Source organism: Fictibacillus sp. UD (genome assembly GCF_043558025.1).
GTDB lineage: Bacteria > Bacillota > Bacilli > Bacillales > Fictibacillaceae > Fictibacillus.
The window spans coordinates 230,935-254,965 of the sequence record NZ_JARUHH010000005.1; the positions used below are offsets into that span (position 1 = coordinate 230,935).

At 39.4% G+C, this 24,031-nt stretch carries 28 protein-coding genes; 16 read left to right on the forward strand and 12 right to left on the reverse strand.

Going from position 1 to position 24,031, the window contains the following annotated elements; all coding sequences use genetic code 11:
- Position 1 precedes the first annotated feature (1 nt).
- From P8610_RS10990 to P8610_RS11000, 3 genes are read left to right on the forward strand one after another with little or no spacing between them, the layout of a single operon-like run.
- Positions 2 to 1,291, forward strand: a complete 1,290-nt coding sequence (locus tag P8610_RS10990; RefSeq protein ID WP_394604419.1) for a branched-chain amino acid ABC transporter permease — start codon at positions 2 to 4, stop codon at positions 1,289 to 1,291.
- A 15-nt stretch (positions 1,292 to 1,306) separates the two neighbouring features.
- Positions 1,307 to 2,083 carry an ABC transporter ATP-binding protein gene (locus tag P8610_RS10995; protein ID WP_394604420.1) on the forward strand — a complete coding sequence of 259 codons (777 nt, stop codon included), beginning with the start codon at positions 1,307 to 1,309 and terminating at the stop codon, positions 2,081 to 2,083.
- A gap of 11 nt (positions 2,084 to 2,094) precedes the next feature.
- Positions 2,095 to 2,802: an ABC transporter ATP-binding protein gene (locus tag P8610_RS11000; protein WP_394604421.1), complete on the forward strand. Its 708-nt coding sequence runs from the start codon at positions 2,095 to 2,097 to the stop codon at positions 2,800 to 2,802.
- 12 nt (positions 2,803 to 2,814) lie between these two features.
- On the opposite strand, the gene P8610_RS11005 is transcribed toward P8610_RS11000, so the two are convergent.
- The gene (locus P8610_RS11005; RefSeq protein ID WP_394604422.1) at positions 2,815 to 2,946 is read right to left on the reverse strand and encodes a hypothetical protein; all 132 of its coding nucleotides are present in this window, start codon (positions 2,944 to 2,946) and stop codon (positions 2,815 to 2,817) included.
- Between the two features lie 291 nt (positions 2,947 to 3,237).
- Here P8610_RS11005 and P8610_RS11010 point away from each other — a divergent pair, with 291 nt between their 5' ends.
- From P8610_RS11010 to P8610_RS11020, 3 genes are read left to right on the forward strand one after another with little or no spacing between them, the layout of a single operon-like run.
- A complete protein-coding gene (locus tag P8610_RS11010) occupies positions 3,238 to 3,435 on the forward strand; it encodes a hypothetical protein (RefSeq protein ID WP_394604423.1) in 198 nt (65 codons plus the stop codon).
- 25 nt (positions 3,436 to 3,460) lie between these two features.
- Positions 3,461 to 3,931 carry a low molecular weight protein-tyrosine-phosphatase gene (locus P8610_RS11015; protein WP_394604424.1) on the forward strand — a complete coding sequence of 157 codons (471 nt, stop codon included), beginning with the start codon at positions 3,461 to 3,463 and terminating at the stop codon, positions 3,929 to 3,931.
- Between the two features lie 13 nt (positions 3,932 to 3,944).
- Positions 3,945 to 4,370 carry a GNAT family N-acetyltransferase gene (locus P8610_RS11020; RefSeq protein WP_394604425.1) on the forward strand — a complete coding sequence of 142 codons (426 nt, stop codon included), beginning with the start codon at positions 3,945 to 3,947 and terminating at the stop codon, positions 4,368 to 4,370.
- Positions 4,371 to 4,460: 90 nt separating this feature from the next.
- On the opposite strand, the gene P8610_RS11025 is transcribed toward P8610_RS11020, so the two are convergent.
- Positions 4,461 to 4,715 (reverse strand): GlsB/YeaQ/YmgE family stress response membrane protein, encoded by a 255-nt coding sequence (locus tag P8610_RS11025; protein ID WP_289497129.1) that lies wholly within the window; start codon positions 4,713 to 4,715, stop codon positions 4,461 to 4,463.
- Between the two features lie 158 nt (positions 4,716 to 4,873).
- Here P8610_RS11025 and P8610_RS11030 point away from each other — a divergent pair, with 158 nt between their 5' ends.
- The 3 genes from P8610_RS11030 to P8610_RS11040 all read left to right on the forward strand — a co-directional run bounded on the left by P8610_RS11030 (position 4,874) and on the right by P8610_RS11040 (position 7,382).
- Positions 4,874 to 5,749 (forward strand): YihY/virulence factor BrkB family protein, encoded by an 876-nt coding sequence (locus P8610_RS11030; protein ID WP_394604426.1) that lies wholly within the window; start codon positions 4,874 to 4,876, stop codon positions 5,747 to 5,749.
- A 468-nt stretch (positions 5,750 to 6,217) separates the two neighbouring features.
- Positions 6,218 to 6,814, forward strand: a complete 597-nt coding sequence (locus P8610_RS11035; protein WP_394604427.1) for a DedA family protein — start codon at positions 6,218 to 6,220, stop codon at positions 6,812 to 6,814.
- Positions 6,815 to 6,935: 121 nt separating this feature from the next.
- Positions 6,936 to 7,382, forward strand: coding sequence for a VanZ family protein (locus P8610_RS11040; protein ID WP_289497124.1), 447 nt, complete (start codon positions 6,936 to 6,938; stop codon positions 7,380 to 7,382).
- 51 nt (positions 7,383 to 7,433) lie between these two features.
- Here the strand turns inward: P8610_RS11040 and P8610_RS11045 are convergent, their stop codons facing one another.
- Positions 7,434 to 7,883, reverse strand: coding sequence for a TlpA disulfide reductase family protein (locus tag P8610_RS11045; RefSeq protein ID WP_394604469.1), 450 nt, complete (start codon positions 7,881 to 7,883; stop codon positions 7,434 to 7,436).
- A gap of 110 nt (positions 7,884 to 7,993) precedes the next feature.
- Positions 7,994 to 9,172: an MFS transporter gene (locus P8610_RS11050; RefSeq protein ID WP_353958320.1), complete on the reverse strand. Its 1,179-nt coding sequence runs from the start codon at positions 9,170 to 9,172 to the stop codon at positions 7,994 to 7,996.
- Between the two features lie 91 nt (positions 9,173 to 9,263).
- On the opposite strand from P8610_RS11050, the gene P8610_RS11055 reads away from it, so the two are divergent.
- A complete protein-coding gene (locus P8610_RS11055; protein WP_394604428.1) occupies positions 9,264 to 9,647 on the forward strand; it encodes an OsmC family protein in 384 nt (127 codons plus the stop codon).
- 132 nt (positions 9,648 to 9,779) lie between these two features.
- Positions 9,780 to 10,628: a YfkD famly protein gene (locus P8610_RS11060; RefSeq protein ID WP_289497118.1), complete on the forward strand. Its 849-nt coding sequence runs from the start codon at positions 9,780 to 9,782 to the stop codon at positions 10,626 to 10,628.
- A gap of 49 nt (positions 10,629 to 10,677) precedes the next feature.
- Here the strand turns inward: P8610_RS11060 and P8610_RS11065 are convergent, their stop codons facing one another.
- Positions 10,678 to 10,995, reverse strand: coding sequence for a winged helix-turn-helix transcriptional regulator (locus P8610_RS11065; RefSeq protein ID WP_066243338.1), 318 nt, complete (start codon positions 10,993 to 10,995; stop codon positions 10,678 to 10,680).
- A 103-nt stretch (positions 10,996 to 11,098) separates the two neighbouring features.
- Positions 11,099 to 12,217, reverse strand: a complete 1,119-nt coding sequence (gene yfkAB / locus P8610_RS11070; protein WP_394604429.1) for a radical SAM/CxCxxxxC motif protein YfkAB — start codon at positions 12,215 to 12,217, stop codon at positions 11,099 to 11,101.
- Positions 12,218 to 12,373: 156 nt separating this feature from the next.
- On the opposite strand from yfkAB, the gene P8610_RS11075 reads away from it, so the two are divergent.
- The 3 genes from P8610_RS11075 (at position 12,374) to pdaA (ending at position 15,413) form a co-directional block, all read left to right on the forward strand.
- Entirely contained in the window at positions 12,374 to 12,565 is a 192-nt protein-coding gene (locus P8610_RS11075) for an SE1561 family protein (RefSeq protein ID WP_066243343.1), read from the forward strand.
- A gap of 107 nt (positions 12,566 to 12,672) precedes the next feature.
- Positions 12,673 to 14,220 (forward strand): fumarate hydratase, encoded by a 1,548-nt coding sequence (locus P8610_RS11080; protein ID WP_394604430.1) that lies wholly within the window; start codon positions 12,673 to 12,675, stop codon positions 14,218 to 14,220.
- 383 nt (positions 14,221 to 14,603) lie between these two features.
- Positions 14,604 to 15,413, forward strand: a complete 810-nt coding sequence (pdaA, locus tag P8610_RS11085; RefSeq protein ID WP_394604431.1) for a delta-lactam-biosynthetic de-N-acetylase — start codon at positions 14,604 to 14,606, stop codon at positions 15,411 to 15,413.
- A gap of 119 nt (positions 15,414 to 15,532) precedes the next feature.
- Here pdaA and P8610_RS11090 read toward each other — a convergent pair whose 3' ends face one another.
- Positions 15,533 to 17,938 carry a carbohydrate binding domain-containing protein gene (locus tag P8610_RS11090; RefSeq protein WP_394604432.1) on the reverse strand — a complete coding sequence of 802 codons (2,406 nt, stop codon included), beginning with the start codon at positions 17,936 to 17,938 and terminating at the stop codon, positions 15,533 to 15,535.
- A 254-nt stretch (positions 17,939 to 18,192) separates the two neighbouring features.
- Between P8610_RS11090 and rlmD the strand changes: the two genes are divergently transcribed.
- The gene (gene rlmD, locus P8610_RS11095) at positions 18,193 to 19,581 is read left to right on the forward strand and encodes a 23S rRNA (uracil(1939)-C(5))-methyltransferase RlmD (RefSeq protein WP_394604433.1); all 1,389 of its coding nucleotides are present in this window, start codon (positions 18,193 to 18,195) and stop codon (positions 19,579 to 19,581) included.
- A 208-nt stretch (positions 19,582 to 19,789) separates the two neighbouring features.
- The gene (locus tag P8610_RS11100) at positions 19,790 to 20,353 is read left to right on the forward strand and encodes a maltose acetyltransferase domain-containing protein (RefSeq protein WP_394604434.1); all 564 of its coding nucleotides are present in this window, start codon (positions 19,790 to 19,792) and stop codon (positions 20,351 to 20,353) included.
- Positions 20,354 to 20,583: 230 nt separating this feature from the next.
- Here P8610_RS11100 and P8610_RS11105 read toward each other — a convergent pair whose 3' ends face one another.
- The 5 genes from P8610_RS11105 to P8610_RS11125 all read right to left on the reverse strand — a co-directional run bounded on the left by P8610_RS11105 (position 20,584) and on the right by P8610_RS11125 (position 23,978).
- The gene (locus tag P8610_RS11105; protein WP_289497109.1) at positions 20,584 to 20,748 is read right to left on the reverse strand and encodes a YfhD family protein; all 165 of its coding nucleotides are present in this window, start codon (positions 20,746 to 20,748) and stop codon (positions 20,584 to 20,586) included.
- A gap of 121 nt (positions 20,749 to 20,869) precedes the next feature.
- On the reverse strand, positions 20,870 to 21,007 hold the full coding sequence (locus P8610_RS11110) for a hypothetical protein (RefSeq protein ID WP_289497108.1): 138 nt from the start codon (positions 21,005 to 21,007) through the stop codon (positions 20,870 to 20,872).
- Positions 21,008 to 21,094: 87 nt separating this feature from the next.
- The gene (locus tag P8610_RS11115) at positions 21,095 to 21,661 is read right to left on the reverse strand and encodes a GNAT family N-acetyltransferase (RefSeq protein WP_394604435.1); all 567 of its coding nucleotides are present in this window, start codon (positions 21,659 to 21,661) and stop codon (positions 21,095 to 21,097) included.
- Positions 21,662 to 21,914: 253 nt separating this feature from the next.
- Entirely contained in the window at positions 21,915 to 23,045 is a 1,131-nt protein-coding gene (locus P8610_RS11120) for an amidohydrolase (protein WP_394604436.1), read from the reverse strand.
- Between the two features lie 30 nt (positions 23,046 to 23,075).
- A complete protein-coding gene (locus P8610_RS11125) occupies positions 23,076 to 23,978 on the reverse strand; it encodes a TIGR01777 family oxidoreductase (protein WP_394604437.1) in 903 nt (300 codons plus the stop codon).
- Positions 23,979 to 24,031 lie beyond the last annotated feature (53 nt).

The window sequence follows — 24,031 nt, forward strand, 5'->3', positions numbered from 1 at the left end:
CATGCAAAAGCTGACAAGTAAATTAAAAGGCAACAAGCTGGCACAAATTATTCTGCTCGTCCTTTATGTATTGGTAACTTCGTTGAGCCTGTATCTTGCTCAAGCCTCAGTTACAGCTTTTCTTTTGCTTCTATTCTCATTATTGATTCTGTACTATACAGAATTGCCAGACCGCCTAAAATGGCTGATCGCCGGAGTTGTACTGATTGGAGTCATTCCCTTTATTTCTAGTACAGGACCAGGCTATCAATCTTACATGGAAGTTGCTACAGTAGTTGGAATTTATGTGGCGATGGCCTTGGGACTTAACATTGTAGTTGGATTAGCAGGTTTGTTGGATCTCGGATTCGTCGCTTTCTTTGCGATTGGAGCTTATACGTATGGAATTTTCGCAACAGGACAAGCTGCTAACTTTATGCCTTTCGGAACGTTCCCTTTATCAGGTGAAAGCTTTTGGATCTTTATTTTGATAGGATGTTTTGTCGCTGCACTTTTCGGAGTCTTATTAGGAATACCTGTACTTCGTGTAAAAGGAGACTATCTGGCTATCGTTACGCTTGGTTTTGGAGAGATTATCAGAATCGTTTTCAACAACCTTGATAAGCCTGTAAATATTACAAACGGAGCAATGGGCTTAGCGTCTGTTAAACCGCCAGAAATATTCGGGTATCAGTTTGTTTATCCAAATCAATTCTACTATATCGTTCTTGCCATCTTGTTCTTCGTCATTTTGGCTGTTAGAAGATTTGAGTTTTCTAAAATCGGCCGTTCTTGGAAAGCGGTAAGAGAGAACGAAATTGCTGCCCAATCAGTGGGCATACATCTCGTGCGGACGAAGCTATTAGCATTTGCAATAGGGGCATCTTTTTCAGGAATGATGGGGGTTGTGTTTGCGGCGAAGCAGACGTTTGTTGACCCTACAAGCTTCACATTACTAGAGTCCATCACCATCCTTGTAATGGTTATTTTAGGAGGAATGGGAAGTGTACCAGGTGTCATCCTAGGTGCGGCTGTAATTACGATACTCAATCTGCAGGTGCTTACTGAAGTAACAAATTATTTAAATCAATTGAGTCTGGATGGTGTTATCAGTTTCCCTGAGGCACTCGCTCCAGCCAAAATGCAGCGATTTATCTTTGGTGCGATTCTAATTATATTTGCTATCTATCGCCCTCAAGGATTAATTCCTGCTAAAAACCCTGTGTTTGATGAGGAATCACTTAAAGAGGGTTCGAAAAAGCATAGAAAAGAAAAGATCACGGTGGAACCTGACAAAGGTTTTCAGGCTTAAGGGGGCGATATAAACATGTCAATCTTAACGGTTAGCAATCTTACAAAACAATTTGGCGGTCTTGTCGCCGTAAATTCAGTGGATATGACAGTTGAAAAAGGCTCCATTACAGCAGTAATCGGTCCTAACGGGGCGGGTAAAACTACCTTTTTCAACTTGATAACAGGGGTTTATCAGCCTGATAAAGGGAATGTGCAACTTGGCTCAACTTCTTTGGTCGGATTAAAACCGCATGAGATTTCGAGACACGGAATTGCCCGGACCTTCCAAAACATTCGTCTTTTTTCAAATATTACAGTTTTAGAAAATGTGATGGTAGGTTTGCATAAGCAATTTAAAGCAGGAGTTGTCGGGACGTTATTCCAAACAAAAAAAGTTCGAGAAGAAGAGCAGCTGGCACAGGAAGAGGCTTACCATTGGCTTGAATATGTCGGTCTGGCTCAGCATTTAAATGAAGATGCTCAAAATTTATCTTATGGGGCACAGCGCAGGCTGGAAATTGCACGAGCGCTTGCTACAAAACCAAAGCTGCTTCTTCTGGATGAACCAGCAGCTGGAATGAACCCTAGAGAAACACGCGAACTAACAGAGTTTATTCACCGCATGAGGGAAGATCTAGATGTAACGATCGTATTAATCGAGCATGATATGAAACTTGTTATGGAGATCTCTGAACAAATCTTTGTATTAGATCACGGTGAAAAGATTGCTGAAGGAAAGCCTGCCGAAATCCGCAATAATGTAAAAGTGATTGAAGCTTATCTTGGAAAAAGTGCCGTAACACCAGCGTAAGGAGGAAAACGATGAGTATTCTGCAATTAAAAGATGTAAACACATTTTACGGTGGTATTCATGCGCTAAAGGGAATCAGCATCTCTGTTGAAAAAGGGGAAATCGTTACATTAATCGGGTCTAACGGTGCAGGGAAATCCACAACATTAAAAACAATCAGCGGTCAGGTTCTGCCAAAAACAGGTTCAGTGATCTATGAAGGAAAAGACATCTCTAAACAGCCTGCTCATATTACGGCTCGAACGGGAATTGCCCACGTTCCTGAAGGCAGAAGAATTTTTCCGAGGTTAACGGTAAAAGAAAATCTTGAGATGGGTGCTTTTATTGTAAAAGATAAGAAAGTCATTAAAGAACGAATGGAACAGGTCTTTGATTACTTTCCAAGATTAAAAGAGCGTTTAACTCAAAAGGGAGGAACAATGAGCGGTGGTGAGCAGCAGATGCTTGCGATGGGCAGGGCGCTCATGTCCAAGCCTCGTCTCTTGTTGCTGGATGAACCTTCAATGGGCTTAGCGCCTGTAATTGTGGAACAAATCTTTGATATTATCAGTGACTTAAATAAAGAAGGCATGACGATTCTTTTAGTGGAACAGAATGCGTTCCAGGCTTTGCAGATCGCTCATCGTGGATATGTTCTCCAAACGGGTGAAATCGTGATGGCAGGTCAAGGGAATGAACTTATTACAAATGAGTCTGTTCGAGAAGCTTATCTGGCTTAGTTAAACGGTATGTCAAACGATGCTTTGTAAGCAGTTGATTTCCGTTCCAGATGCTCGCTTTCCACGGGGCGTGCGGTGAGCCTCCTGCCGCTTTGCGCCATTAGGAGTCTCCACCTGTCCGCTCGTCCCGTAGGAGTCTCGCATCTTGCACTCCAATCAACTTTTCAGTGAAGTGAATGAAAAGACAGACAAGAAGAATTACACATAAAGACCAGTTCATACCAAAGTACTTAATGATTTCATTCGTTTAAAGGATGCTCGTGTTCCGAGGGAATGCAACTTTCAAAACAATTTATCTTAAATTCAACAGCATAATAACAGAACAAATAAAATCGGGTTTAACCAGCCTGGTTTTATTTTTGTGTGATTTTTTTAAAGGGATTGTTGCTTTTGGTTTTTTCATTTTCATCATTTGCAAGTTGATTGTAGCGCAAGGTGGGAGACTCCTGCGGGACAGGCGGGCAGGTGAGACACTTAAAAGTGAAACGTACAAATGTGGCTCACCGCCTGCCCCGCGGAAAGCTCACCGCCTGGAGCGGAAATCAACTACTTTCAAAAAGCAACAATGTTTGCGAAAACAGCATTTTGTGTACATTTGCCCTTTATTATTGGATGAAATTGTTATACCTTTAAAGGTAAGACGAAAGGGGTATGATTGATGATTAAAGTACTCTTTGTTTGCTTGGGCAACATATGTCGCTCTCCGATGGCAGAAGCTGTTTTTCGGGATATTGTAAAAAGAGAAGGACTATCTGAATTCATTTCAATCGACTCTGCCGGAACAGGTAACTGGCATGTTGGTGAACCACCTCATGAAGGAACAAGGAACATTTTAAAAAAAAACCAGATCTCATATGAAGGTCAAACAGCTCGTCAGGTTAAAACAAATGATCTTACTCAATATGATTATATTATCGGTATGGACGCTGAAAACATTGGCAATATGCATAAGATGGCTGGCCAATCAAAGACAGGGATGATCGCTAGACTCTTGGATTTTGTACCTGAAAATGAGTATGAAGATGTTCCAGATCCATATTTTACGGGTAATTTTCAAGAAGTTTATGACCTCGTAACAGCAGGTTGTGAAAGGTTATTAATTGAAATAAAAAATAGAGAGTCATTATAAAAGGAGAAATGAAATGGGAGAGATCAGGCAGTTATCACTAGAACACGAAGTGCGTGAAGCGTTTCCTGTAATGAGCCAGCTTCGAACACATCTTTCAGAGGACTTATTTTATGAGTTGTTTCTTCAAATGCAAAAAGAAGGCTATACGTTATTTGCAAATGTTAATGAAGGTAAGGTTGTCGCATTGGCTGGGTTTGCGATTCTTACAAATCTCTATGATGGAAAACATGTTTATTTGTATGATCTCATTACAGATTCAGAAGAACGATCAAAAGGGTATGGAGAAGAACTGCTGGCATTTTTAGAGTCATACGCTCTTCAAAATAATTGCAACTGTGTTGCTTTAAGTTCTAATGTTAACCGCTTGGACGCTCATCGTTTTTATGAAGAAAAAATGCATTATGAGAAGCCGAGTTATGTGTTTAAAAAGAGATTCTAAAATAATAAAAAAGCTGATTCAGGAAGATCATATTATGATCAACTTGAACCAGCTTTTCTTTACGTAATGACTATGTGTTAGTGATTCTTATTATGCACGGCTACGCATGCTGCGCATGATAAAGCTTACGATAAGTACGACTACGATTGCACCGATAATAGCTGGAATAATCGCAAATCCTGCTACCATTGGTCCCCAATCTCCTAACAATAATCCACCTAACCATGCACCAACAAAACCTGCGATGATGTTACCGATGATTCCGCCTGGTACGTCACGTCCTGTTAAAAGACCTGCTAACCAACCGATGATTCCTCCAATTATAAGTGCCCATAATAAACTCATGTAAAATTCCTCCTTTTTTTTTGTGTGTTGTAATATGGAATTATTCTTAAGTTACCCATTATAAAAAATTATAAACTTATCCTAAAAAAAGTTTTTATCACCCCTATGAAAGGGAATGATAAAGGGACTATACAAATATGTTAGGGGTGAGAAGAACATTGACATTATGGCACATACTTAAAAACATGAAAGCTAGATCGTTTGGAATCGAGTTCATTCATGGTTTCCAAAGAGGAGATGTAACAGGGCTTGCAGCACAGCTTGCTTATTATTTTCTGCTCTCCCTTTTTCCTTTTCTAATCTTCTTATTAACATTAGGTGCTTTCTTTATAGAACCAGCTGAAGCACTTGATCTGCTTGAACATTTTGTACCAGCAGAAGCCATGGACTCTGTAAGGGAAAATTTACTTGCCGTATTAGAGGGAAGAAGCGGCGGCCTTTTATCGATTGGTATCTTAGCTACCATTTGGTCTGCGTCTAATGCCATTAATGCCGTCATTAAAACGCTTAATGAAGCATATGGGGTAGAAGAATGCCGAAGCTTTATTAAAACAAGACTGTTAGCTATCTTTTTAACTTTTGGAGTAATTTTTGCTTTTATTATTGCATTGGTTTTCCCGGTTTTCGGTAAGATGCTTGGAAATGCTGCTTTTTCTTATTTAGGTTTAAGTGATGAATTTTTACAAATCTGGGGAGTATTGAGATGGTTGATTAGTTTCCTCATTATTTCTACAGTTGTTTCTGTTCTTTATTATCTTGCTCCATGTAAAAAACTGAAATATAGTGAAATTTGGTACGGTTCACTTGTTGCAACTTTCTTATGGCAAATTGTGTCACTAGGATTTGCTTTTTATGTTGATCATTTTGGTAATTATTCAGCTACTTATGGAAGTATCGGTGCCATTATTGTTTTAATGCTGTGGTTTTATTTGACGGGTATCGTCTTATTGTCTGGTGGTGTCCTTAATGCAACCTTTCACAAATATAAGATTGATTTTGCCAAGAAAAGGGGCTTGTTAAAGGCTGAATCCTAGGAAAAGCTAATAGTACCTTATCGTAAGGAGGTATTATTGATATGGGAAAAAGTAATAAACAGACCCACAACAATAAGAACAACAAAAATGACAGTCAGCATAAAACGAGCAAATCTTCGAACAAAAAGAATGACTTTCATTAATCTAAGCGATTAGTCAAAAAGCTGTCCTATAATGGGCGGCTTTTTTTATGTAGATGCGCCAAAGAGCACCTTCAGAATGGTGAATCCACGAATTTAGATCTTGAATCCACGAATTTCACCCCTGAATCCAAAAGTTTTAGCTTTGAATCCATAAATTTTAAGCCATATATCCACGAATCAGCAATCCTTGACACGAGTCGACGACATTTAAGACAAAAACAAAAAGCACAAGTTTTTGAACGGTTTTATGAAATGTTTATTGGGCATTGATACATGTGTTATAATGATTCTCGTTATGCTTGAATAGAAAGGGAGGGCGATAAGGATGGAAGAACTTATTCTCTCATTTATTGAGTTTTTAAAACAATTTTCGTATTTAGGACTAATTGTTGCACTTACATTTGAATTTGTCCCAGCAGAGCTTGTATTGCCGCTCGCTGGGTTTTGGGTATATGAAGGTGATATGAACTATTGGCTCGCCGTCCTAGCAGGAACGGTTGGTGGCACATTTGGACCTCTTACTCTCTATGCCTTAGGTCGATATGGCGGCAGACCGTTTTTAATTAAATATGGTAAATATGTGTTTATTAAAGAAAAAGAAATCGATGCAGCAGACCGCTTTTTTGATAAATATGGTGCAGGGGTAGCCTTTTTTGGACGTTTTCTCCCAGGCGTCAGAACAACGGTCTCCGTTCCATGTGGCATGGCTAAGATGAATGTATGGGTCTTTTCGATCTACACGTTTATTGCGATGTTTCCAATTACAGCGTTCTACATCTATCTTGGGAAACAGTTTGGACCTCAGTGGAAAGATGTTGGAGCAAAGGCAGAAGAATACATGCTGCCAGTAGCTGGAGTTATTGTTGTAGCCACCATTTTATTTTTTGTTGTAAAAAAGACACGTAAAAAAACGACAGCTTAAAATGTAGAAAATTACTGGAGAAAAGTTTGTGTCTTTTACCTGTATCTCCTTAAGAGCTTTGCGTGTTACACTAAAAAGGCACTTATGGGAATTTCTTTGAAAAAGGCAGGAGAAAGGCAGTATGAAAAAAGTCAGAGTGATATTTAGTATTTTAGGGGCACTTCTTTTTATCGTGTACTTTGCCGTTCTTATTAAGGCCACGCTTTTTTCGTTTAACGAATATGTGTATGGAAAATCAGCCAATCTTGTTTTATTCGATAGCATTAGGCTGATGTGGAGAAGCCATGATTATTGGCTTATTTTTAAGAACATCATCGGTAATGTAATACTGTTTTTGCCTTTTGGTCTGTTGCTGCCTTTAATATTCCGGGTGTTTAATTCATGGCGATTCATGTTTGTACTCGGTTTCGGTACGAGCTTTTTGATCGAAATACTGCAGTATGAGTATGCAAAACGCATCTTTGATATTGACGACATTCTTTTAAACGGAATAGGCGCAATGACAGGGCTATTTGTTTATAAGTTTTTAGCGTTATTGTTTCGTTTTATTGAACGAGCTTTCAAATAAAAATATTAGATCCAAAATAAAAACCGGGCATCCGCCCGGTTTTTTGCATGCTTATTTTGTTTCTTTTCCTAACACACGGTTAACACGCTTTGTAAGCATCTTCATTCCGTCTCCACCAGCTTGATAGTGACGAAGCTTTCCTTCTGCATCAAAAACGTAATAAGCTGGAACATACTCGTTTTCGAATGCATCTGTTAAAGCATGTTCGTTATCAACAAAGATCGGCTGTGTAATGTCGTGTTCTGCTGCTACTTCTTTAATTTGGTTGATATCCAAGTCTTTTTCAGAACGAGGCATGTGAACAGCGATAACATTCAGCTCATCTTTGTAGTCATCACGAAATTGATTGATGTTAGGCATCGCTTCCTTACATAATCCGCAGCTTACCGACCAAAAGTGAATTAGAGTCGGCTTATCTCCAATTAGATCGCTTTTAGAAACTTCTCCATTGATCCATTCTGTTGCACCGCTAAGTTCAGGCATATCTGAACGTAATCTCATCATACAAATCTACTCCTTATTTTGAATCGTCTAATTCTAGTTTAAAGAATGTTTAACTAAAGTCAAAATTCCTGCTTTTATTATATGGAGTAAAAAGAAAAAAATATGTTTTAAGCAGATTTAGACGCTAAAGAAGATTGTGGCTTATTTTTCATGAAAAGAATAGGTAAACAAAGAATAAATAACATTCCGCAGATCGCAAACACAAAAGCCCCGCCTTTAAACAAGCTGATAAAACTTCCACCGATTAACGGACCTGCCATACTACCTATGCTGAAACTGATTCCTGCTAAAATATTTCCTGCAGGAAGGTGATATTTAGGCAGCAAATCACTCATGTAGGCTATACCGAGTGAGAACATGGAGCCAACGAACATTCCTGATAAAAAGAACAATGAGATAAGGATCCAAAAATTGTTCATGCTCCAGTAGGTTGCTAAAAACGAGAAAAAACCGGATACAAAAGAAAAGATTAGAATCGGCTTTCGTCCCCATTTGTCACTTAATATGCCTAAAGGCAGTTGAAATACGAGGCTTCCTAGCACGAATGCCGGCAAGAGTACGGCTACCCAATCCAGGCTGATTCCGTTTCGAAGAGCAAAGACTGGGAAAGAGCCGTGCAGTGTTGCTTCTAAAAAACCGTAAGCAAATGGCGGAAGCAAAGAAACCCAAGCGATTTTTAACACATCTTTATAACGGTCAATTGCTGTTACACCAGCAGTACGTGCTGATTCCGTCTCTGGTCTTTCATTCCGAATCGTTGTCATTAGGATAAAGGAAATCAAACAAAGACCAGCTGCGAGCCAAAAAGGAAGGTTCTCGTTGATCTCTAACATTTTTGTCATAAGGGGCCCGATTCCAAACCCAGCACCAAATGCGATGCCATACAAGGAAATGTTGCGACCCCTCTTATTTTCTGGACTGTTTGATGTAATCCATGTTTGGGTAGAAAAGTGGAGCATATGATCTCCAATGCCAATCAGGAGTCTTAACACAAACCAAAACCAAAAGACTTTCCAAACCGGAAACATAGCAAAACAAAGAATTACGGCCAGAAGACCTGCTAGGATGAGGGGCTTATAGCCAAATCTTCTAAGCGGCTTCTCAATAAAGGGAGAAGCGATCAGAATACCAATATAAAGAGCGGTTGCATGGAAGCCGTTTAACGAAGCAGACGTTCCATCTTGTTCAAAAATAACCGCGATCAAAGGAAGTAGCATTCCTTGTGCGAAACCGGAAATAAAAACGATGCTGACTAAGACTGAGAATCTATACGTTGAAAGCTGCATGAGCATCTCCTTTTCAAAACAAACTAAAACCATTGTACAATGGAACTTGTAAAAAGTTGAGTATAAACTTAAATAGAGGAGATGCGTAATTTTGGAATTTAAAATGACCGAAAAAGGCTTTGAGACTTCTGTAGATTATGGAACGCTTCAGATCAGCGGTGATGCGGAGTATGGATACAGACCGTTTCAATTACTTGTTTCTTCTGTAGCTGTTTGCAGCGGTGGAGTTTTACGGAAAGTTCTAGAGCGCATGAGAATGACTTATGAAGATATCAGCGTACAAGCTAAAGTGACACGAGTGGAAGACGAAGCAAACAGAGTTTCTGATATCCATCTTCACTTTGTGATTAAGGGAAGCGAACTTTCTCAAGAAAAAGTTGAAAAAGCGTTAATAGTAACAAGAAAAAACTGTTCCATGGTTCAATCTGTTAAAGATAGTATAAACGTTACAGAAAGCTTTGAGATTGTAGCATAAATGAAAAGCAACAGCACCTCGGTTCTTAATGGATCGGGGTGTTTTATATTTCCAACAATACCCGAAGTAATCCAGAGGTCCAGCATGGATAAATTTTGAGGGATAGAAAAAAATAGGGTAAAGGAGGATGTTATGAAAAGAAGAATTTTTATTATTATATTTGTTATGCTTTTTGTATTGACGAATACAGCAATTGCAGCAGAGAAAACAAAACAGCAGCCAGAACAAAAGCCGGCAGAAAAAACAGAGAAGATAGAAAAAGCTGCTCCAAAAGCAGATATAAAGATGCCTAGCTCTGTTCTTAGCATATCTAAAGAGAACACGTATCCAAACTCTGCACAAGATCTTCCGTACTTGGAGCCGAGCAAGCTAGCTAAAGCGATGCTTAAAACATCGGATGTACCGATCACAAATCCAGATTTGATCCGATTGCTTAATGAGTCGAGCATCAATGCTTCAAAAGTAGCTTTTTGGTACCGAGCAAAAATTTACTTAGGACAATGGCCGTTGTCTTATCAGTCCACGGAGACTACGGTGAACTGGGAACATCAAAAGATCAACACGAACCGTTTAGATAACAGAGGAGCAAAATCAGTTGCTAAATTATATTTCAATCAAACCGCACATAAAAAAGTAAGCGGTGGTTTAACAGCTTCTATTCCTAACAGTGAAGCGGTTCAAAAGATGATGCTGATCTCAGCGGCAGAAAAGTCAAAGCTTCCGTTGTCGTTCCAAACAGCTGTTGGAGCAGGTACGAAGAAATCTAATGTGTACCATGTATCACCTAAACAAGTGGGGTACTTACACAGTTACGTTCCAGCGGTAAATGAAAGAGGACGTGTTACGTATGGTGAAGTTTATATCGTTTTAAAAGGCGGCAAAAGAGAGATCGTCATTCAAAACGTAACGCAGCAAGGAATTGGTGCTTGGATCCCTGTTCAAGACCACGTATCGTTTAGCTTCCATACAAGCAATATGTAAAAAGGACAACCTCTGATGGCTGTCCTTTCTTTTTTTGCCTTTGTTATCTTTAACAATGGTCAACCCATTGTTCACTCCAGTCTTGTATCGCATTGATGATTGTTTTTAAAGAATTTCCTTTATCCGTTAGTGAATACTCAATTCGCACAGGTGTCTCAGGGTAAACATTGCGTTTTACAATTCCCACAGACTCTAATTCCTTCATGCGCTCCGTAAGCATACGATCACTCATCTCAGGAATCTGGGACTTAATATCTTTAAATCGTTTAGGTCCATCCATCAAAACGCGAATGATGAGTCCTGTCCACTTTTTACCGATAATATCCATGGCTACTTCGTATTTCGGACACATAGTGCTATAATCCATTATCATTCACCTCTATTAGTACAAAGCTAAAACTTCAGTATATAATTTCCTATTATTATACGATTTAAACTTACTTTTGTAAAGTTTATAACTTTTTAACGCTTTAAAGCTTAGACGTGTTCAATGTAAAGTCGGTGTCCTTATAGTAAGAGTGTTTAACAAGTACGTTTGGTCCCAAACATTGAACCGCAGGACAGTGGCAGCTAAGCTCTTTTGCAAGCGCTGAATCACACCAGGTTTTATAAGCGTCGAGCAAGCTTGTGTCTTTGATGTTCCCGAGTGCTGGAGCATCTCCGAAATCAGTCACAATGATATTGCCATCAAACATGTTAATGTTTAGTCTTGAACGTCCGTCGGGATCGTTACGTACTGTAACATTTTCTTCTGATCGAAGCCTTTTGATGAGTTCTAGATCTTCTTGATTATTTGAACATGCATAAAAAGGAAGAGTTCCAAAGAGCATCCAAGTTTTTTTATCTCGAACATCAAGCAGATGATGAATACTCTCACGCATTTCATCTAGTGATAGGGCCTCCAGTGTACTCGCAAAGTCACTAGGGTACATCGGGTGAATTTCATGGCGCTGACAGCCCATCTCGAGAACATGTTTATGTATGTCTTCTAAATAGGGAAGAGTCTTTTTATTGAGCATTGTTTCAGCCGATACCAAAACACCAGCTTTAGTCAGTGCTTTAGCATTTTCAACAAGGCGGATAAAATAAGCTTTACGTTGTTCGACAGAAGGTTTCTTATCCATCATCGCAAAGCCCGTGTCAGAAAACTCCTCCAGCGTTCCCCAGTTATGGGAAATGTGAAGTACATCTAAGTACGGAATAATTTTTTCATAACGCGCTAAATCTAAAGTTAAATTTGAGTTAATCTGTGTGCGTGCACCTCGTTCTTTAGCGTACTTTAATAGGGGCACAACATAGTTTTTAACCGATTTTAATGACATCATCGGTTCGCCGCCAGTGATACTGAACGCCCTTAACTGAGGGATCTCATCGAGTCTTTTGATGACAAGGTCCAACGGGAGAGGTTCAGGATCCTTTGTTTGTAAAGTGTAACCGACAGCACAATGAGCACAGCGCATGTTGCAAAGAGTCGTTGTTGTAATTTCGATATTGGATAGCTGCAATCTTTGGTGCTCACTCATATCTAAATAAGCTTCCCACGGATCATAATCTGGGGTAATCGCTTTTAATTTCGTTTTTAATACCATTAACAATTCTCCTTCACGACCAAAATGGACAATTTCTATCTTAACTGAACGTACGTTAAAGAAAAAGGCTAAACTTATGTTGGCAAATGCTTAATTCTGTATTGGCAAAATCGGCTGGCCTTGTTAAAGTAGAGTGGATGGAAAGGAGAGATCAACATGGGTAACTCTATTCAGGATAAATCCTCTCAAAAAGAATATATTAAAAATCGTATTGATTTATTAGTTGATGTTTTAGATTCTATAGATGCTGAAACAGCTGGGATTGAAGAGATCGACAGAATTATTGGAATGCTTGATGACTTAGAAGAAAAGTGCAAACAATTCCGTCACGATTGGGAAGAAAAATAAGCTGAAATCCGTTTCTTTACTAAAGAGACGGTTTTTTTTGTTATAATGGACTCATTAATAATTTTGATTACGCTTACAATAGCAAGTCATAAAGGGGTAGTGAAGAGATGGAGAAATTTCAAGAAAGCATGTACAAGCTGATTGTTGAAACATCAACTAAATTGCCAAAAGACGTTCGCCGTGCGATTCTTGCTGCAAAGCTTAAAGAAAATGCAGGTACACGCGCTGCGATGTCCTTAGATACGATTACAGATAATATTTTAAAAGCAGATGAAAATGTATCGCCGATCTGTCAGGACACGGGACTTCCTACTTTTAAAATTAAAGTTCCAGTAGGAGTAAATCAGATCAAGATGAAAAAAGCGATTCGCCAAGCGATTGCAGACGCAACCAAAGATACGAAGCTGCGCCCGAACTCTGTTGACTCTATCACAGGTGATAACAGCGGGGACAACCTTGGTGATGGTACGCCTGTTATTAAGTTTGAGCAATGGGAAGAAGACTATATTGATGCACGATTGATCTTAAAAGGCGGAGGTTGTGAGAATAAGAATATTCAATACAGTCTCCCTGCTGAGTTAGAGGGATTAGGCCGTGCCGGACGAGACTTGGATGGCATTCGTAAATGTATCATGCATTCAGTTTATCAAGCACAAGGCCAAGGTTGCAGTGCCGGATTTATCGGAGTAGGCATCGGTGGAGACCGTACTTCTGGATATGAGCTAGCCAAAGAAATGCTGTTCCGTTCAGTAGATGATGTTAATCCGAATGAAAACCTTCGCAAGCTTGAAGAGTATGTGATGGAGAATGCCAATAAGCTTGGAATCGGTACGATGGGCTTTGGCGGCGAGACAACGCTGTTAGGCTGTAAAGTTGGCGTAATTAATCGTATTCCGGCAAGTTTCTTCGTTTCTGTAGCATACAACTGCTGGGCTTATCGCCGCTTAGGAGTGAAATTGAACGCTGAAACAGGTGAGATCCAAGAATGGCTGTATCAAGAAGGCGAAGAAGTGGATTTCAATAAGGCTGAAGAAGAAGCAGCTGCAGCCGTAGAGCAACAAGAAGAAAAAACAAGAAGCGTAACGTTGGAAGCGCCAATTACAGAAGAGCAAATCCGCGAATTAAAAGTCGGAGATGTAGTGACGATTAATGGCATGATGCATACTGGCCGTGATGCGATCCATAAGCATCTTATGGATAATCCAGCACCGATTGATCTTAACGGACAGATTATTTACCACTGTGGCCCTGTTATGGCGAAAGATGCTGATGGCAACTGGGTTGTGAAAGCTGCAGGACCAACAACAAGCATTCGTGAAGAACCTTATCAAGGGGATATCATGAAAAAGTTCGGTATCCGCGCAGTTATCGGTAAAGGCGGAATGGGTCCAAAAACGCTTGCTGCTCTTAAGGAACATGGCGGTGTTTATCTAAACGCAATCGGCGGTGCAGCGCAATATTATGCCGAGTGTATGGAAAAAGTAGAAGGTGTCGATCTAATGGAATTCGGTGTTCCTGAGGCGATGTGGCACATTCGCGTAAACGGATTTACAGCGGTTGTAACGATGGATTCACACGGAAACAGCCTTCATGAGCATGTTGAAAAGTCATCTTTACAAAAGCTCGAGCAGTTTAAAGATCCAGTATTTAAATAAATTTGTTTTGAAAGCCACAGTTCGTGGCTTTTTCTTTTTTTTCAGCAATGGAAACTTCAAGTCAGTTAATAAATGCTCGTCCAGCGGCACATAGTGCACGCTGGATGAGCGATTCTCAAGATTTATGAGCGATTTTCAAGATTTATGGCGATTTTCAAGATTTATGAGCGATTTTCAAGATTTATGAGCGATTTACAAGATTTATGAGCGGTTTTCAAGATTTATGAGCGATTCTCAAGATTTATGAGCGATTCTCAAGATTTACGACGCGCCATGTCACATTCGAATCCGTACTTAACTTTACTTCCTTTATATCCCTAGCATGCTTTTCTTTATTTACTGCAAAATAAAGGTATAGGCTGTCGTTTGAAGGAGGATGTATTATGAGAATCAACCGGCTCCTGTACCTAATATTGGTTTCTATTTTATTTTTCGCACAAACACATGTTATTTATGCTCAACGAGGAGTATCTAATCAAAAGCTTGAATGGTACTTTGAGAAAAAGGGGGAAGAAAAGCCTCCTGTTACTGACGCAAGATATATGGAGCTCATTCAAAAATACGATAGTCTTTTTATCGGAGATCCTGCTAAGAAAGACATCTATTTAACATTTGATAACGGATATGAAAACGGTTATACCGATGATGTTTTGGATGTATTGAAGAGAAAGAAAGTACCTGCTGCCTTCTTTGTAACCGGACAATTTATGAAGACCCACCCTCACCTAATAAAACGAATGGCTGAAGAAGGGCATATTGTAGGGAACCACTCATACCACCATCCAGACCTTACCCAAGTATCCGATGCTCGATTGAAAAATGAGCTTGAAAAAGTAAAATTAAGATACACTGAGCTGACTGGCAGAACGGATATGCACTATATACGTCCTCCAAGAGGTGTGTTTAGTGAAAGAACGATCATGCTTGCAAAACAAGAAGGATATACACATGTGTTCTGGTCACTTGCTTTTCTGGATTGGGAAACCGATAAACAGCGTGGTTGGGAATATTCGTACAACCAAATCATGAAGCAGATTCACCCTGGCAGTATTATGCTGCTTCATACTGTTTCAAAAGATAACGCTGATGCGTTAGAGACAACGATAGAAGCTCTTCAAAAAAGAGGCTATACGTTTAAGAGCCTTGATGATTTGCAAACAAATAAATCTGCGCCGCCTTTATTGTTTCAATGATTTGTGCCTTTGTTTTAAGACAAAGGTTCTTTTTTTTTGAAGTTGAACGTATAAAAAAACGCTCAAAATCTGACTCGACTTTGTAGGCGAGAATAGAATTTAAGCGTCTTTAAATGAATTTATTTTACTGCTTTCAACTCCACATTATCTAAAAAGATCGTGTGTGTCCCAATTGGGGATTGAGTACTTTTCCCAAGAAGGAATTTAAGTGACATCGTATCTGTTGCTGAAGGAGTAAAGGTATAAGTATAGTTTTTTTCTTCAGCTCCCACTTGTACTTTTTCATTAAAATATCTGTTATATTGTGCGTTTTCAAGCGTCACCTCTATGTCACGAGCAATTTCTGAGCGTGCTGTAAAACGTAACTCATACTGAAGTCCTTCAACTAATGCAAGATTGGCTTGCTCTAGAAGGACACTCCAAGTTTCATTTCCTTCGTTGACAATGCTGATTTTAGCTTGTTCATTTTCACTCTCTACACTCGCAGTTGCATCAAAATGGACATAGTTGCTCCAGTTAGACAGACCAGAACTAAAATCTCCATTTTGCAAAGGATTCATATCCACCTCTGTTTTTAAAACAATATCATCCAAATAAACATCTGCAGAGTCTCCGCCTAAATAGAAGATCAACTGGCTATTAGAGTCTGTTTCTCCAGTATGCGTGAACTTCATTTCGTATTGATTGCTTTTTTTGTTTAACTCCATCTCCTGAGGGGTTATATACGATATATTGCCATCCTCATTCAATAGTCCGATCTTAATTTCCCGGTCTTTATCTGCTCTGCCTTTGAAGGATAAAACATACTCATTGTCTTTAGTCAGTTGAATCCCTTTTTGGACAAGGAATTTATCTGTTGCCTTAGAAGGATGTACTTTTAGTTTCGCATGAAATTCACGGGATTCCTCACTTACAGTAGCTTTATCTTTCTTGTTATTTGATTCAAAACTCCAATATGTCATACGATCCATACTGCCTTGATCGAAGGTTCCGTTATATACATGATTGCCGTCTTTCAGAGGGGGTTTTGAAGCAGCCTCATCAATTGGCTCGTTTGTAACTTCTTCTACACGTACGTTACCGATCCACACGGGAGCCGTTCCGTTATTTCCAAGGTTGAATTCAAGTCGAGCAGCTATATCAGTTTCAGCGAGCATATCAAAAGTAAACGCATAAGATTGAAGGCTGTCACTTAGCTTGATGGTTTCTTCGTTGGAATATTTGCTCCAGCCTCGATCAGCTCCACCTCCTGCTTTCACAACCATTTGTCGATCAGCCGTTGACTTTGCATCAAAACTGACTTTATATCTTCCGCTTTTACCAAGTGAAACATTTTGGATGGCTTGTACAGAGTGCAGAAGGGAACCGGGTGTAGTAGGTGAAATTTTAGCGAAATTCTTCTCATTGATGGGCTCAGTTTTTACAGAAGCCTCGCCGCCAAAGTCGGGAAGAGTAACAAGATTCCAGTACAAGTTATCTAATGTCTGCTCGTTCTGTGTGATGAATGTAAAAGGCTTTTCAAAGTTCCCGTCATAGATTAAGTTTCCGTCAGCTGTTGGCTGTTTTGCATCAGCAGGCAATTCAACAGGCTGTGGTGTAGGCTCTACCGGATCACGGTAATCACCATTTTTTAAATCATAAACACGTACGTAATCAATCTCCATTTGTTGTGGAAAGGTAGTCGTTTCATCGGGGTCTCCATCAAAATGGCCCCCAACTGCAAGATTCATAATTAAATAAAAATTTTGATCAAATGGAGCTGGATATGAAAAATTTATAGGATTGTTTTGATTTTTTGCGTACCATGCATTTTGGGTTTGATACAGCACTCCATCTACGTACCATCTGATCTCACCTGGTTCCCATTCTACAGCATACGTATGCCACGTATTAATTCCTTGTCCTTCAGGCAGTACATATTCTTTTCCTGTATAGCGATTGTTTGGCCATGTTTCCCCATAATGGATTGTACCAGCAACTACGTTGGGTCTGCTGCCCCAGGCTTCCATGATGTCGATTTCTCCTGAGGCGGCCCATCCGCCGTATTTATCTTTTTCAGGAAGCATCCAAAGTGCTGGCCAATATCCTTTCCCAGTAGGTAATTTAGCACGAAGTTCGTATCTTCCATAAGTTTGGCTAAATAACCCTTTTGTCTTCAATTTGGCAGAAGTATAATCATATGTTCCTGTATCATCAGTAATCGTTTCTTTTTGAGCACGAATAATTAATTTACCGTCTTTAATAAAAGAGTTGTCTTTGGAATTCGTATAATATTGTTTTTCTTCATTTCCCCAGCCAGGAGCGACATTATTACCTTCTTCATCCTTGAGCCAATTTCCAATGTCATACGTCCATTTACTACGGTCAATCCCAGGTTTGTTGAATTCATCTGACCAGGTGAGGGACCACTTTGGTTTGTGCTGCATTTTATTTTTCACAGAATCAGCACCTTCTTTCGGAGTGGCAGAAACACCGGTAGGTATAACTAATAAAGCACTCAATATTAATGCACAAGTTTTCTTCAAAGAATATTCATCCTCCTTATTAAATTGAAATCATACTTAAAAATATATCGAAAGCGGTTTCGAAAAAGAACGAAAGCGCTTTCGTTCTTTTCATTATACAAGGTAATAACAATGTTTCAATCTGACTTTAGATTTATTTTTGATTTTTCTAAAAATAAAAACTGTGTTTTTTGATTGAATTGAAGTTGGTAGAAGCGAGCGGTTTCGTCTACAATAAGAAAAGCCACTTTAGCTAAGAAACGAGTGATAAAGATATGAAAAATACGAAGAAAGAAAGTCCTATAATGAAAGTTGGTCAGACAGTACCCATTTCCATTAAACGTATGGGTATTAATGGTGAGGGGATTGGATTCTATAATAGGCAGGTTGTCTTTGTGCCAGGTGGGATTCCGGGTGAAGAGATTTCTGTTATCATTACAAAAGTTTTTCCTAATCGAGCAGAAGGAAAAATTAAAAAAGTATTTAAAAAATCCAAGAACAGAGTAACACCACCATGTCCGATCTATGAAACGTGCGGTGGATGTCAGATTCAGCATATGACCTACTCAACACAGCTTAAAGAAAAACGAGATATAGTTGTACAAGCTTTCGAAAGATACACGAAGATTTCGAAAGATAAGCTGAATGTAAGTAAAACAATTGGAATGGACGAGCCTTGGTCCTATCGAAATAAGTCTCAATTCCAAGTAGCTAAAATCGATGATACCGTTATTGCCGGACTGTACAGCAGCAATTCACACAAGTTGATTAACATAGATCATTGTCTCGTACAGCATGAAGATACGAATATCGTGACAAACAAAGTGAAACAAATTATTCGTGATCTAAACCTATCTGTATATGACGAAAGAAAACGAACAGGAAGCATTCGTACGATTGTTGTGAGAACCGCTTTTCGTACTGATGAGATTCAGCTAGTCATCGTAACGGCAACAAATGAACTTCCGAAAAAAGACCTTTTTGTTTCTGAGATTAAGAAAAGACTTCCTCAAGTTACATCCTTTGTTCAGAATGTTAATGAAGAAAAAACATCGCTCATCTTTGGAGAACTGACAGAAGCGATCTATGGTAAGGAAACAATTACAGAACACTTAGGTGATATGAGTTTTGAACTTTCTGCACGTGCCTTTTTTCAATTAAATCCAGAGCAAACCGTTAAGCTGTATGATGAAGTGAAAAAACAAGCGAAACTTACGGGAGAAGAAAGAGTCGTTGATGCCTATTGCGGTTCAGGAACAATCAGTATGTGGCTTGCAAACGAAGCAAAAGAGGTTAGAGGGATGGACATTATAAAAGAATCCATCTTGAATGCAAAAGAAAATGCAGAGAAGCATCATATAACAAATGCACATTATGAGGCCGGAAAAGCTGAGAAACTGCTGCCAAAATGGTTAAGAGAGGGTTGGCAGCCTGATGTTGTAGTGGTAGATCCTCCAAGAACCGGGTGTGATCCTGCATTCTTGGAAACCGTAATAAAAATTAAACCGAAAAGAATGGTTTACGTTTCATGTAATCCATCAACTCTAGCAAAAGATGTCCACATGTTGATAAGTAACGGATTTGAAGTTGAACAAATCACACCTGTGGATATGTTTCCGCAAACTGCTCAAGTAGAGGCGGTTTGTACATTAGTACGTAAATAAAGTATGTAGATTTAAGTAAACCGTTGTTGCTCTTGAAAGTGTTGATTTCCGTTACAGGTTGCTCGCTTTCCGGGGGGCGTCCGGTGAGCCACCAGGAGTCTCGCACCTTGCACTCCAATCAACTTATCGAGGAAGAATATGAACAAAATTAACAAAAACATCATTTTTAAACAACATTCTAGTATACAACTTGAGAGGAGAGTACTTCGTGAAAACTGAAAAAGAAAAGATGTTAAATGGCGAGATGTACCGGCCAGACGATCAGCAGCTTATGGATGAGCGTACTCGTGCAAGGAGACTTACTAGAGAATACAATATGACCACAGAAGAAGAATTGGATAAGCGAAGTGAACTAATAAAAGAGCTTTTCGGTTCAACAGGTAAGAATATAGGAATCGAACCAAACTTCAGATGCGATTATGGCTATAACATACATGCTGGTGAAAACTTCTTTGCTAACTTTGACTGCACCATTCTAGATGTTTGCGAAGTAAGGTTTGGGGATAATTGTATGCTCGCACCAGGCGTTCATATTTATACGGCTACTCATCCATTAGATCCAGTTGAACGAAATTCAGGCGCTGAATTCGGCAAGCCTGTGGAAATAGGCAATAATGTTTGGCTTGGTGGAGGTGCGATTATCAATCCAGGAGTGAAGATTGGGGATAACGTAGTCGTTGCATCTGGAGCGGTTGTAACTAAAAATGTTCCTTCCAATGTAGTAGTTGGGGGAAACCCTGCGAAAATTATTAAAACACTCGAAATTAAATAATAAATTTAAAGCTTTAAAAATTCAGAAATATACACACTATCCACATGCTTTTCCACAGAAAATGTGTATAACTTATATGATTTGCACATATTTGCACAATAATGTTTCATCATACTAAGCAATTATTCACAATATCCACAAACCTGTGTATAACTTTATCCACAACAGAAAAAATGTATAAGATTTCTATATTAAAAAAAGACCTGCTATCCCAGCAGGTCTTTTCGCACTTAGCGACGGCCGTTTTTTTGGCGTCGGTCAGCGGCTTGTGCACGTGCTTGTGCTTCAAGATCGTTTTGATCTGCCAATTCACTTGAGTACTCGACGTCAAGTCCTTTGGCTTGAGAAGCTTTAGCATTGTTGTGCGATGGGGACTTTCGGTTACGTTTTTCCACACAAATACCTCCTTAAAGATATCACGATGTTTGAAACGTAAAACAAAAGCTAGTGAGGAACTTGTCCTCACATATAGAATGTGCAGTTTTTAGGATTTTATTAAAGGAATTATCATCCTTTTTACGAATAATCCTCGTTCGTCATTTCTTTTTGTTCTGCAGTTGATTCTGCAGATTTTATTTCTTCCTTGTATAGGATTTCTTGTGTTTTGGTTAAATCGTTATTTCTCTCTTTTGCTTCTTGTTTGCTGCTTTTCATGATCATACCTCCTAATTAAAATAACACCACCTTCAAAAAGTGAAGGTGGTGTTAGTATGTGCAGAGCACGCCGTCATGTTACCTGTATTAAGCTTCCTTTAACTGTTCTTCAACAATTTCAAGAGGCTGGGTCTGTGTGCGAAGCTGATGCATGAGGTAGTTATCTTTTTCAATCTGATATAAGTTGTAAATATCTTGGCCTTGGTTGAGCTGATCGTAAACGTCTTTTCTTGTTTCGTTTGCAAGGGTAACGTAAGGAATTTTCTCGGCTGCCTTTTGTGACCGGACATTAACTTTACGAATACGCATAAAAACAGTGTGGATATCCTTCTCATAAAACAACTCAGAAAAGAAGGCTTCTTTTGCTATAGAATTATAACCTTTTCCAAAGTAAGGCTGACCAATCCATGTTCCAAGGAAGCCATAGCCATCTTGGACATCGAATAGATTAATGGTGCCGATTGGATTTTGCCACTCATCCAATATCGTTCTGGAGATAATCTTTCCTTGTTCTTCTTCCTCTAGCGTTTGCTTCGTCAGGAACATAAACTCCTCAAAAGAAGCAGCTTTTTGGCGTACAAAAGGGAAGACTTCTGGGTGCACCATTAAATTGTAAAGAACATGACTCTCCGTTAAATCACGCTTTTTCAACAATTTAATCCCTCCTAGAGGGCAGAAGTATCCCCCACCCTCGAATTAAGAATAAAAATTAATTCGGGGTGGGAATCGAACCCACTAGGACCAGTCAAAGCTGGTGGCGCACCAATTGCCTTCCCTTGCTCAATATTTAATTTATAAAAATAATTTTTACTTTAGCTATTAGAGCGACTTTTAAATTTTCCCGGATTCGATAATCCGCATGTTGCTCTTCTTGTATCATAAGACATTTTTTTAAAAAAGAAAATAGTTATTTTGTAGATTTTTTGTAAATTATTTCTCCGTCAATCATGGTCATTACAGGGTTTGCAGAAAAGTGGAAAGGATGCTCGGTCCAGAGGGATAAATCAGCATCTTTTCCTGGCTCGATACTTCCTACACGATCATCAATTCCAAGGTTTCTTGCGGGTGCGATCGTAATCCCTTCAAGTGCTTTCTTTTCACTCAGACCTTCGCGTACAGCAATGGCTGCACAAACATTTAGATATTGAATAGGAACGTAAGGATGATCGGTCGTAATCGAAACTTCAACATTATTTTCAGATAGTATGCGATATGTGTCCCATGTCTTGTTTTTTAGTTCGATTTTTGATTTTCGAGTTAAAGTTGGTCCAACACTCACTTTTAAGTTTAAATCTTTGAAAGCATCAGCAATCAAATGGCCTTCTGTACAATGTTCAATTCGAAAATCAAGGTTGAATTCTTCCGCAAAACGAATAGCAGACAGAATATCGTCAGAGCGGTGCGCATGAATTCGAACGGGTATTTCACGGTTTAATGCAGCTGCGATCGGTGCGACACGCAGATTATCTTGGTATGCTGAGTCTTTCGCTTGATAAAAAGCCTCACGAAGCATACCCATGATACCCATGCGGGTGATGGAATCATTATGACGGCCGCTGTGAATGCGTTTTGGATTTTCTCCAAGCGCTATTTTCAGACCGGCTGTTTCTTTAATGATCATTTTTCGAATGTCATTACCATGCGTTTTGATAACAGAAGTCGTTCCACCAATCACATTAGCACTTCCTGGCATAATATGCGCGGTAGTGACTCCAAAACGAACAGCATCTTTAAAGGCAATATCTAACGGATGACAGCCATCAATGGCGCGGATATGAGGGGTAAGCACTTCATGGGTTTCATTTGCATCATTACCAGCCCAGCCAGTACCTTCATCATAAAGTCCCAAGTGAGTATGGACATCAATAAATCCGGGGAGAAGATGAAGGTTTTCAGCTGAAATAACATCCATTTCAGATGTAGGTTCTATATGCTTTTCCACAGCTAGGATCTTGCCGTTCTCTACAAGAACATCTCCTTTTTGCAATTCATTGCTCGTAATAGGATAGACTTTTGCTTTTTGGATTAATGTTTTCATTATGTGTCACCTGATAAATTATTTTTATTATCATTGTAACAAATCATGTAAAGCCCCCTTTAGATGCGGATAAGTAAATTGAAAACCATTGTTCAGTGCTTTATCGGGAAGCACCTGCTGCCCTTTTAAAATCAGCATGCTCATTTCACCGAATAGAAGCTTAAACGCAATCGAAGGAGCAGGAAGCCAATGTGGGCGATGCATGACGTCACCTGTTACTTGACCAAACTCTTTCATCGTCACAGGGTGTGGAGCAGTCACATTCACGGGACCTGAATATTGCTCGTTTTCGATTGCTGATTTTATGAGGTTTGCCAGATCTTCAACATGAACCCACGATACCCATTGCTCACCTGAACCAACAGTTCCTCCAGCAAAAAATCGATAGGGAAGACTTAGCTGTGGAAGTACTCCGCCATCCCTGCCTAAAACGAGCCCGAATCTTGTATATATTGTTCTGCAGCCAAGACTTTCTGCACCTTTTGCTTTTGTTTCCCACGCTTTAACCACTTCAGCTAAAAAATCCGTCCCATGAGCTTCGGTGTCTTCTGTAAATACTTCTGTTTCAGATGTTCCGTAGTATCCGATCGCAGATGCGTTCACCCAAACAGAAGGAGGCTCTGGTAATTTTTCAGCGAGATTCAATAGCGATTCTGTTGCTTTTAAACGGCTGTTTAAAATAGCTTGTTTCTTTTCATCTGTCCATCTGCCATTGATGGATTCGCCAGCAAGGTTGATAACAGCATCGATTCTAGGAAGTTCTTTTTCGGGCGTGCTGTGAGGAGTCAGCCACTCTATATACATGACATTCTTTTGTTTCGGTTTGTTTTCTGGATTACGAGTAAGAATGAAGATTTTATAAGTACTTTGCATCAATTGAGTGATATGTTTTCCAATGAATCCTGTGCCGCCAGAGACCAAAATATTTTTCATATTAAACTCCTCTCAACTTTATCTTTATTAGTAATTATCTTTTCTTATTCGAT

What these genes read in the sequence shown, in the direction of transcription:
- P8610_RS11075 (WP_066243343.1), top strand. Translation starts at nt 12,374, where the DNA reads ATGGGTAACTCTATTCAGGATAAATCCTCTCAAAAAGAATATATTAAA.
- P8610_RS11120 (WP_394604436.1), bottom strand. Translation starts at nt 23,045, where the DNA reads ATGAAAACATTAATCCAAAAAGCAAAAGTCTATCCTATTACGAGCAAT.
- P8610_RS11050 (WP_353958320.1), bottom strand. Translation starts at nt 9,172, where the DNA reads ATGCAGCTTTCAACGTATAGATTCTCAGTCTTAGTCAGCATCGTTTTT.
- P8610_RS11080 (WP_394604430.1), top strand. Translation starts at nt 12,673, where the DNA reads ATGGAGAAATTTCAAGAAAGCATGTACAAGCTGATTGTTGAAACATCA.
- P8610_RS11110 (WP_289497108.1), bottom strand. Translation starts at nt 21,007, where the DNA reads ATGAAAAGCAGCAAACAAGAAGCAAAAGAGAGAAATAACGATTTAACC.
- P8610_RS11060 (WP_289497118.1), top strand. Translation starts at nt 9,780, where the DNA reads ATGAAAAGAAGAATTTTTATTATTATATTTGTTATGCTTTTTGTATTG.
- P8610_RS11125 (WP_394604437.1), bottom strand. Translation starts at nt 23,978, where the DNA reads ATGAAAAATATTTTGGTCTCTGGCGGCACAGGATTCATTGGAAAACAT.
- P8610_RS11005 (WP_394604422.1), bottom strand. Translation starts at nt 2,946, where the DNA reads ATGCGAGACTCCTACGGGACGAGCGGACAGGTGGAGACTCCTAATGGC.
- P8610_RS11045 (WP_394604469.1), bottom strand. Translation starts at nt 7,883, where the DNA reads ATGAGATTACGTTCAGATATGCCTGAACTTAGCGGTGCAACAGAATGG.
- P8610_RS10990 (WP_394604419.1), top strand. Translation starts at nt 2, where the DNA reads ATGCAAAAGCTGACAAGTAAATTAAAAGGCAACAAGCTGGCACAAATT.
- P8610_RS11000 (WP_394604421.1), top strand. Translation starts at nt 2,095, where the DNA reads ATGAGTATTCTGCAATTAAAAGATGTAAACACATTTTACGGTGGTATT.
- pdaA (WP_394604431.1), top strand. Translation starts at nt 14,604, where the DNA reads ATGAGAATCAACCGGCTCCTGTACCTAATATTGGTTTCTATTTTATTT.
- P8610_RS10995 (WP_394604420.1), top strand. Translation starts at nt 1,307, where the DNA reads ATGTCAATCTTAACGGTTAGCAATCTTACAAAACAATTTGGCGGTCTT.
- P8610_RS11035 (WP_394604427.1), top strand. Translation starts at nt 6,218, where the DNA reads ATGGAAGAACTTATTCTCTCATTTATTGAGTTTTTAAAACAATTTTCG.
- P8610_RS11025 (WP_289497129.1), bottom strand. Translation starts at nt 4,715, where the DNA reads ATGAGTTTATTATGGGCACTTATAATTGGAGGAATCATCGGTTGGTTA.
- P8610_RS11065 (WP_066243338.1), bottom strand. Translation starts at nt 10,995, where the DNA reads ATGGATTATAGCACTATGTGTCCGAAATACGAAGTAGCCATGGATATT.
- P8610_RS11040 (WP_289497124.1), top strand. Translation starts at nt 6,936, where the DNA reads ATGAAAAAAGTCAGAGTGATATTTAGTATTTTAGGGGCACTTCTTTTT.
- P8610_RS11015 (WP_394604424.1), top strand. Translation starts at nt 3,461, where the DNA reads ATGATTAAAGTACTCTTTGTTTGCTTGGGCAACATATGTCGCTCTCCG.
- P8610_RS11020 (WP_394604425.1), top strand. Translation starts at nt 3,945, where the DNA reads ATGGGAGAGATCAGGCAGTTATCACTAGAACACGAAGTGCGTGAAGCG.
- yfkAB (WP_394604429.1), bottom strand. Translation starts at nt 12,217, where the DNA reads ATGGTATTAAAAACGAAATTAAAAGCGATTACCCCAGATTATGATCCG.
- rlmD (WP_394604433.1), top strand. Translation starts at nt 18,193, where the DNA reads ATGAAAAATACGAAGAAAGAAAGTCCTATAATGAAAGTTGGTCAGACA.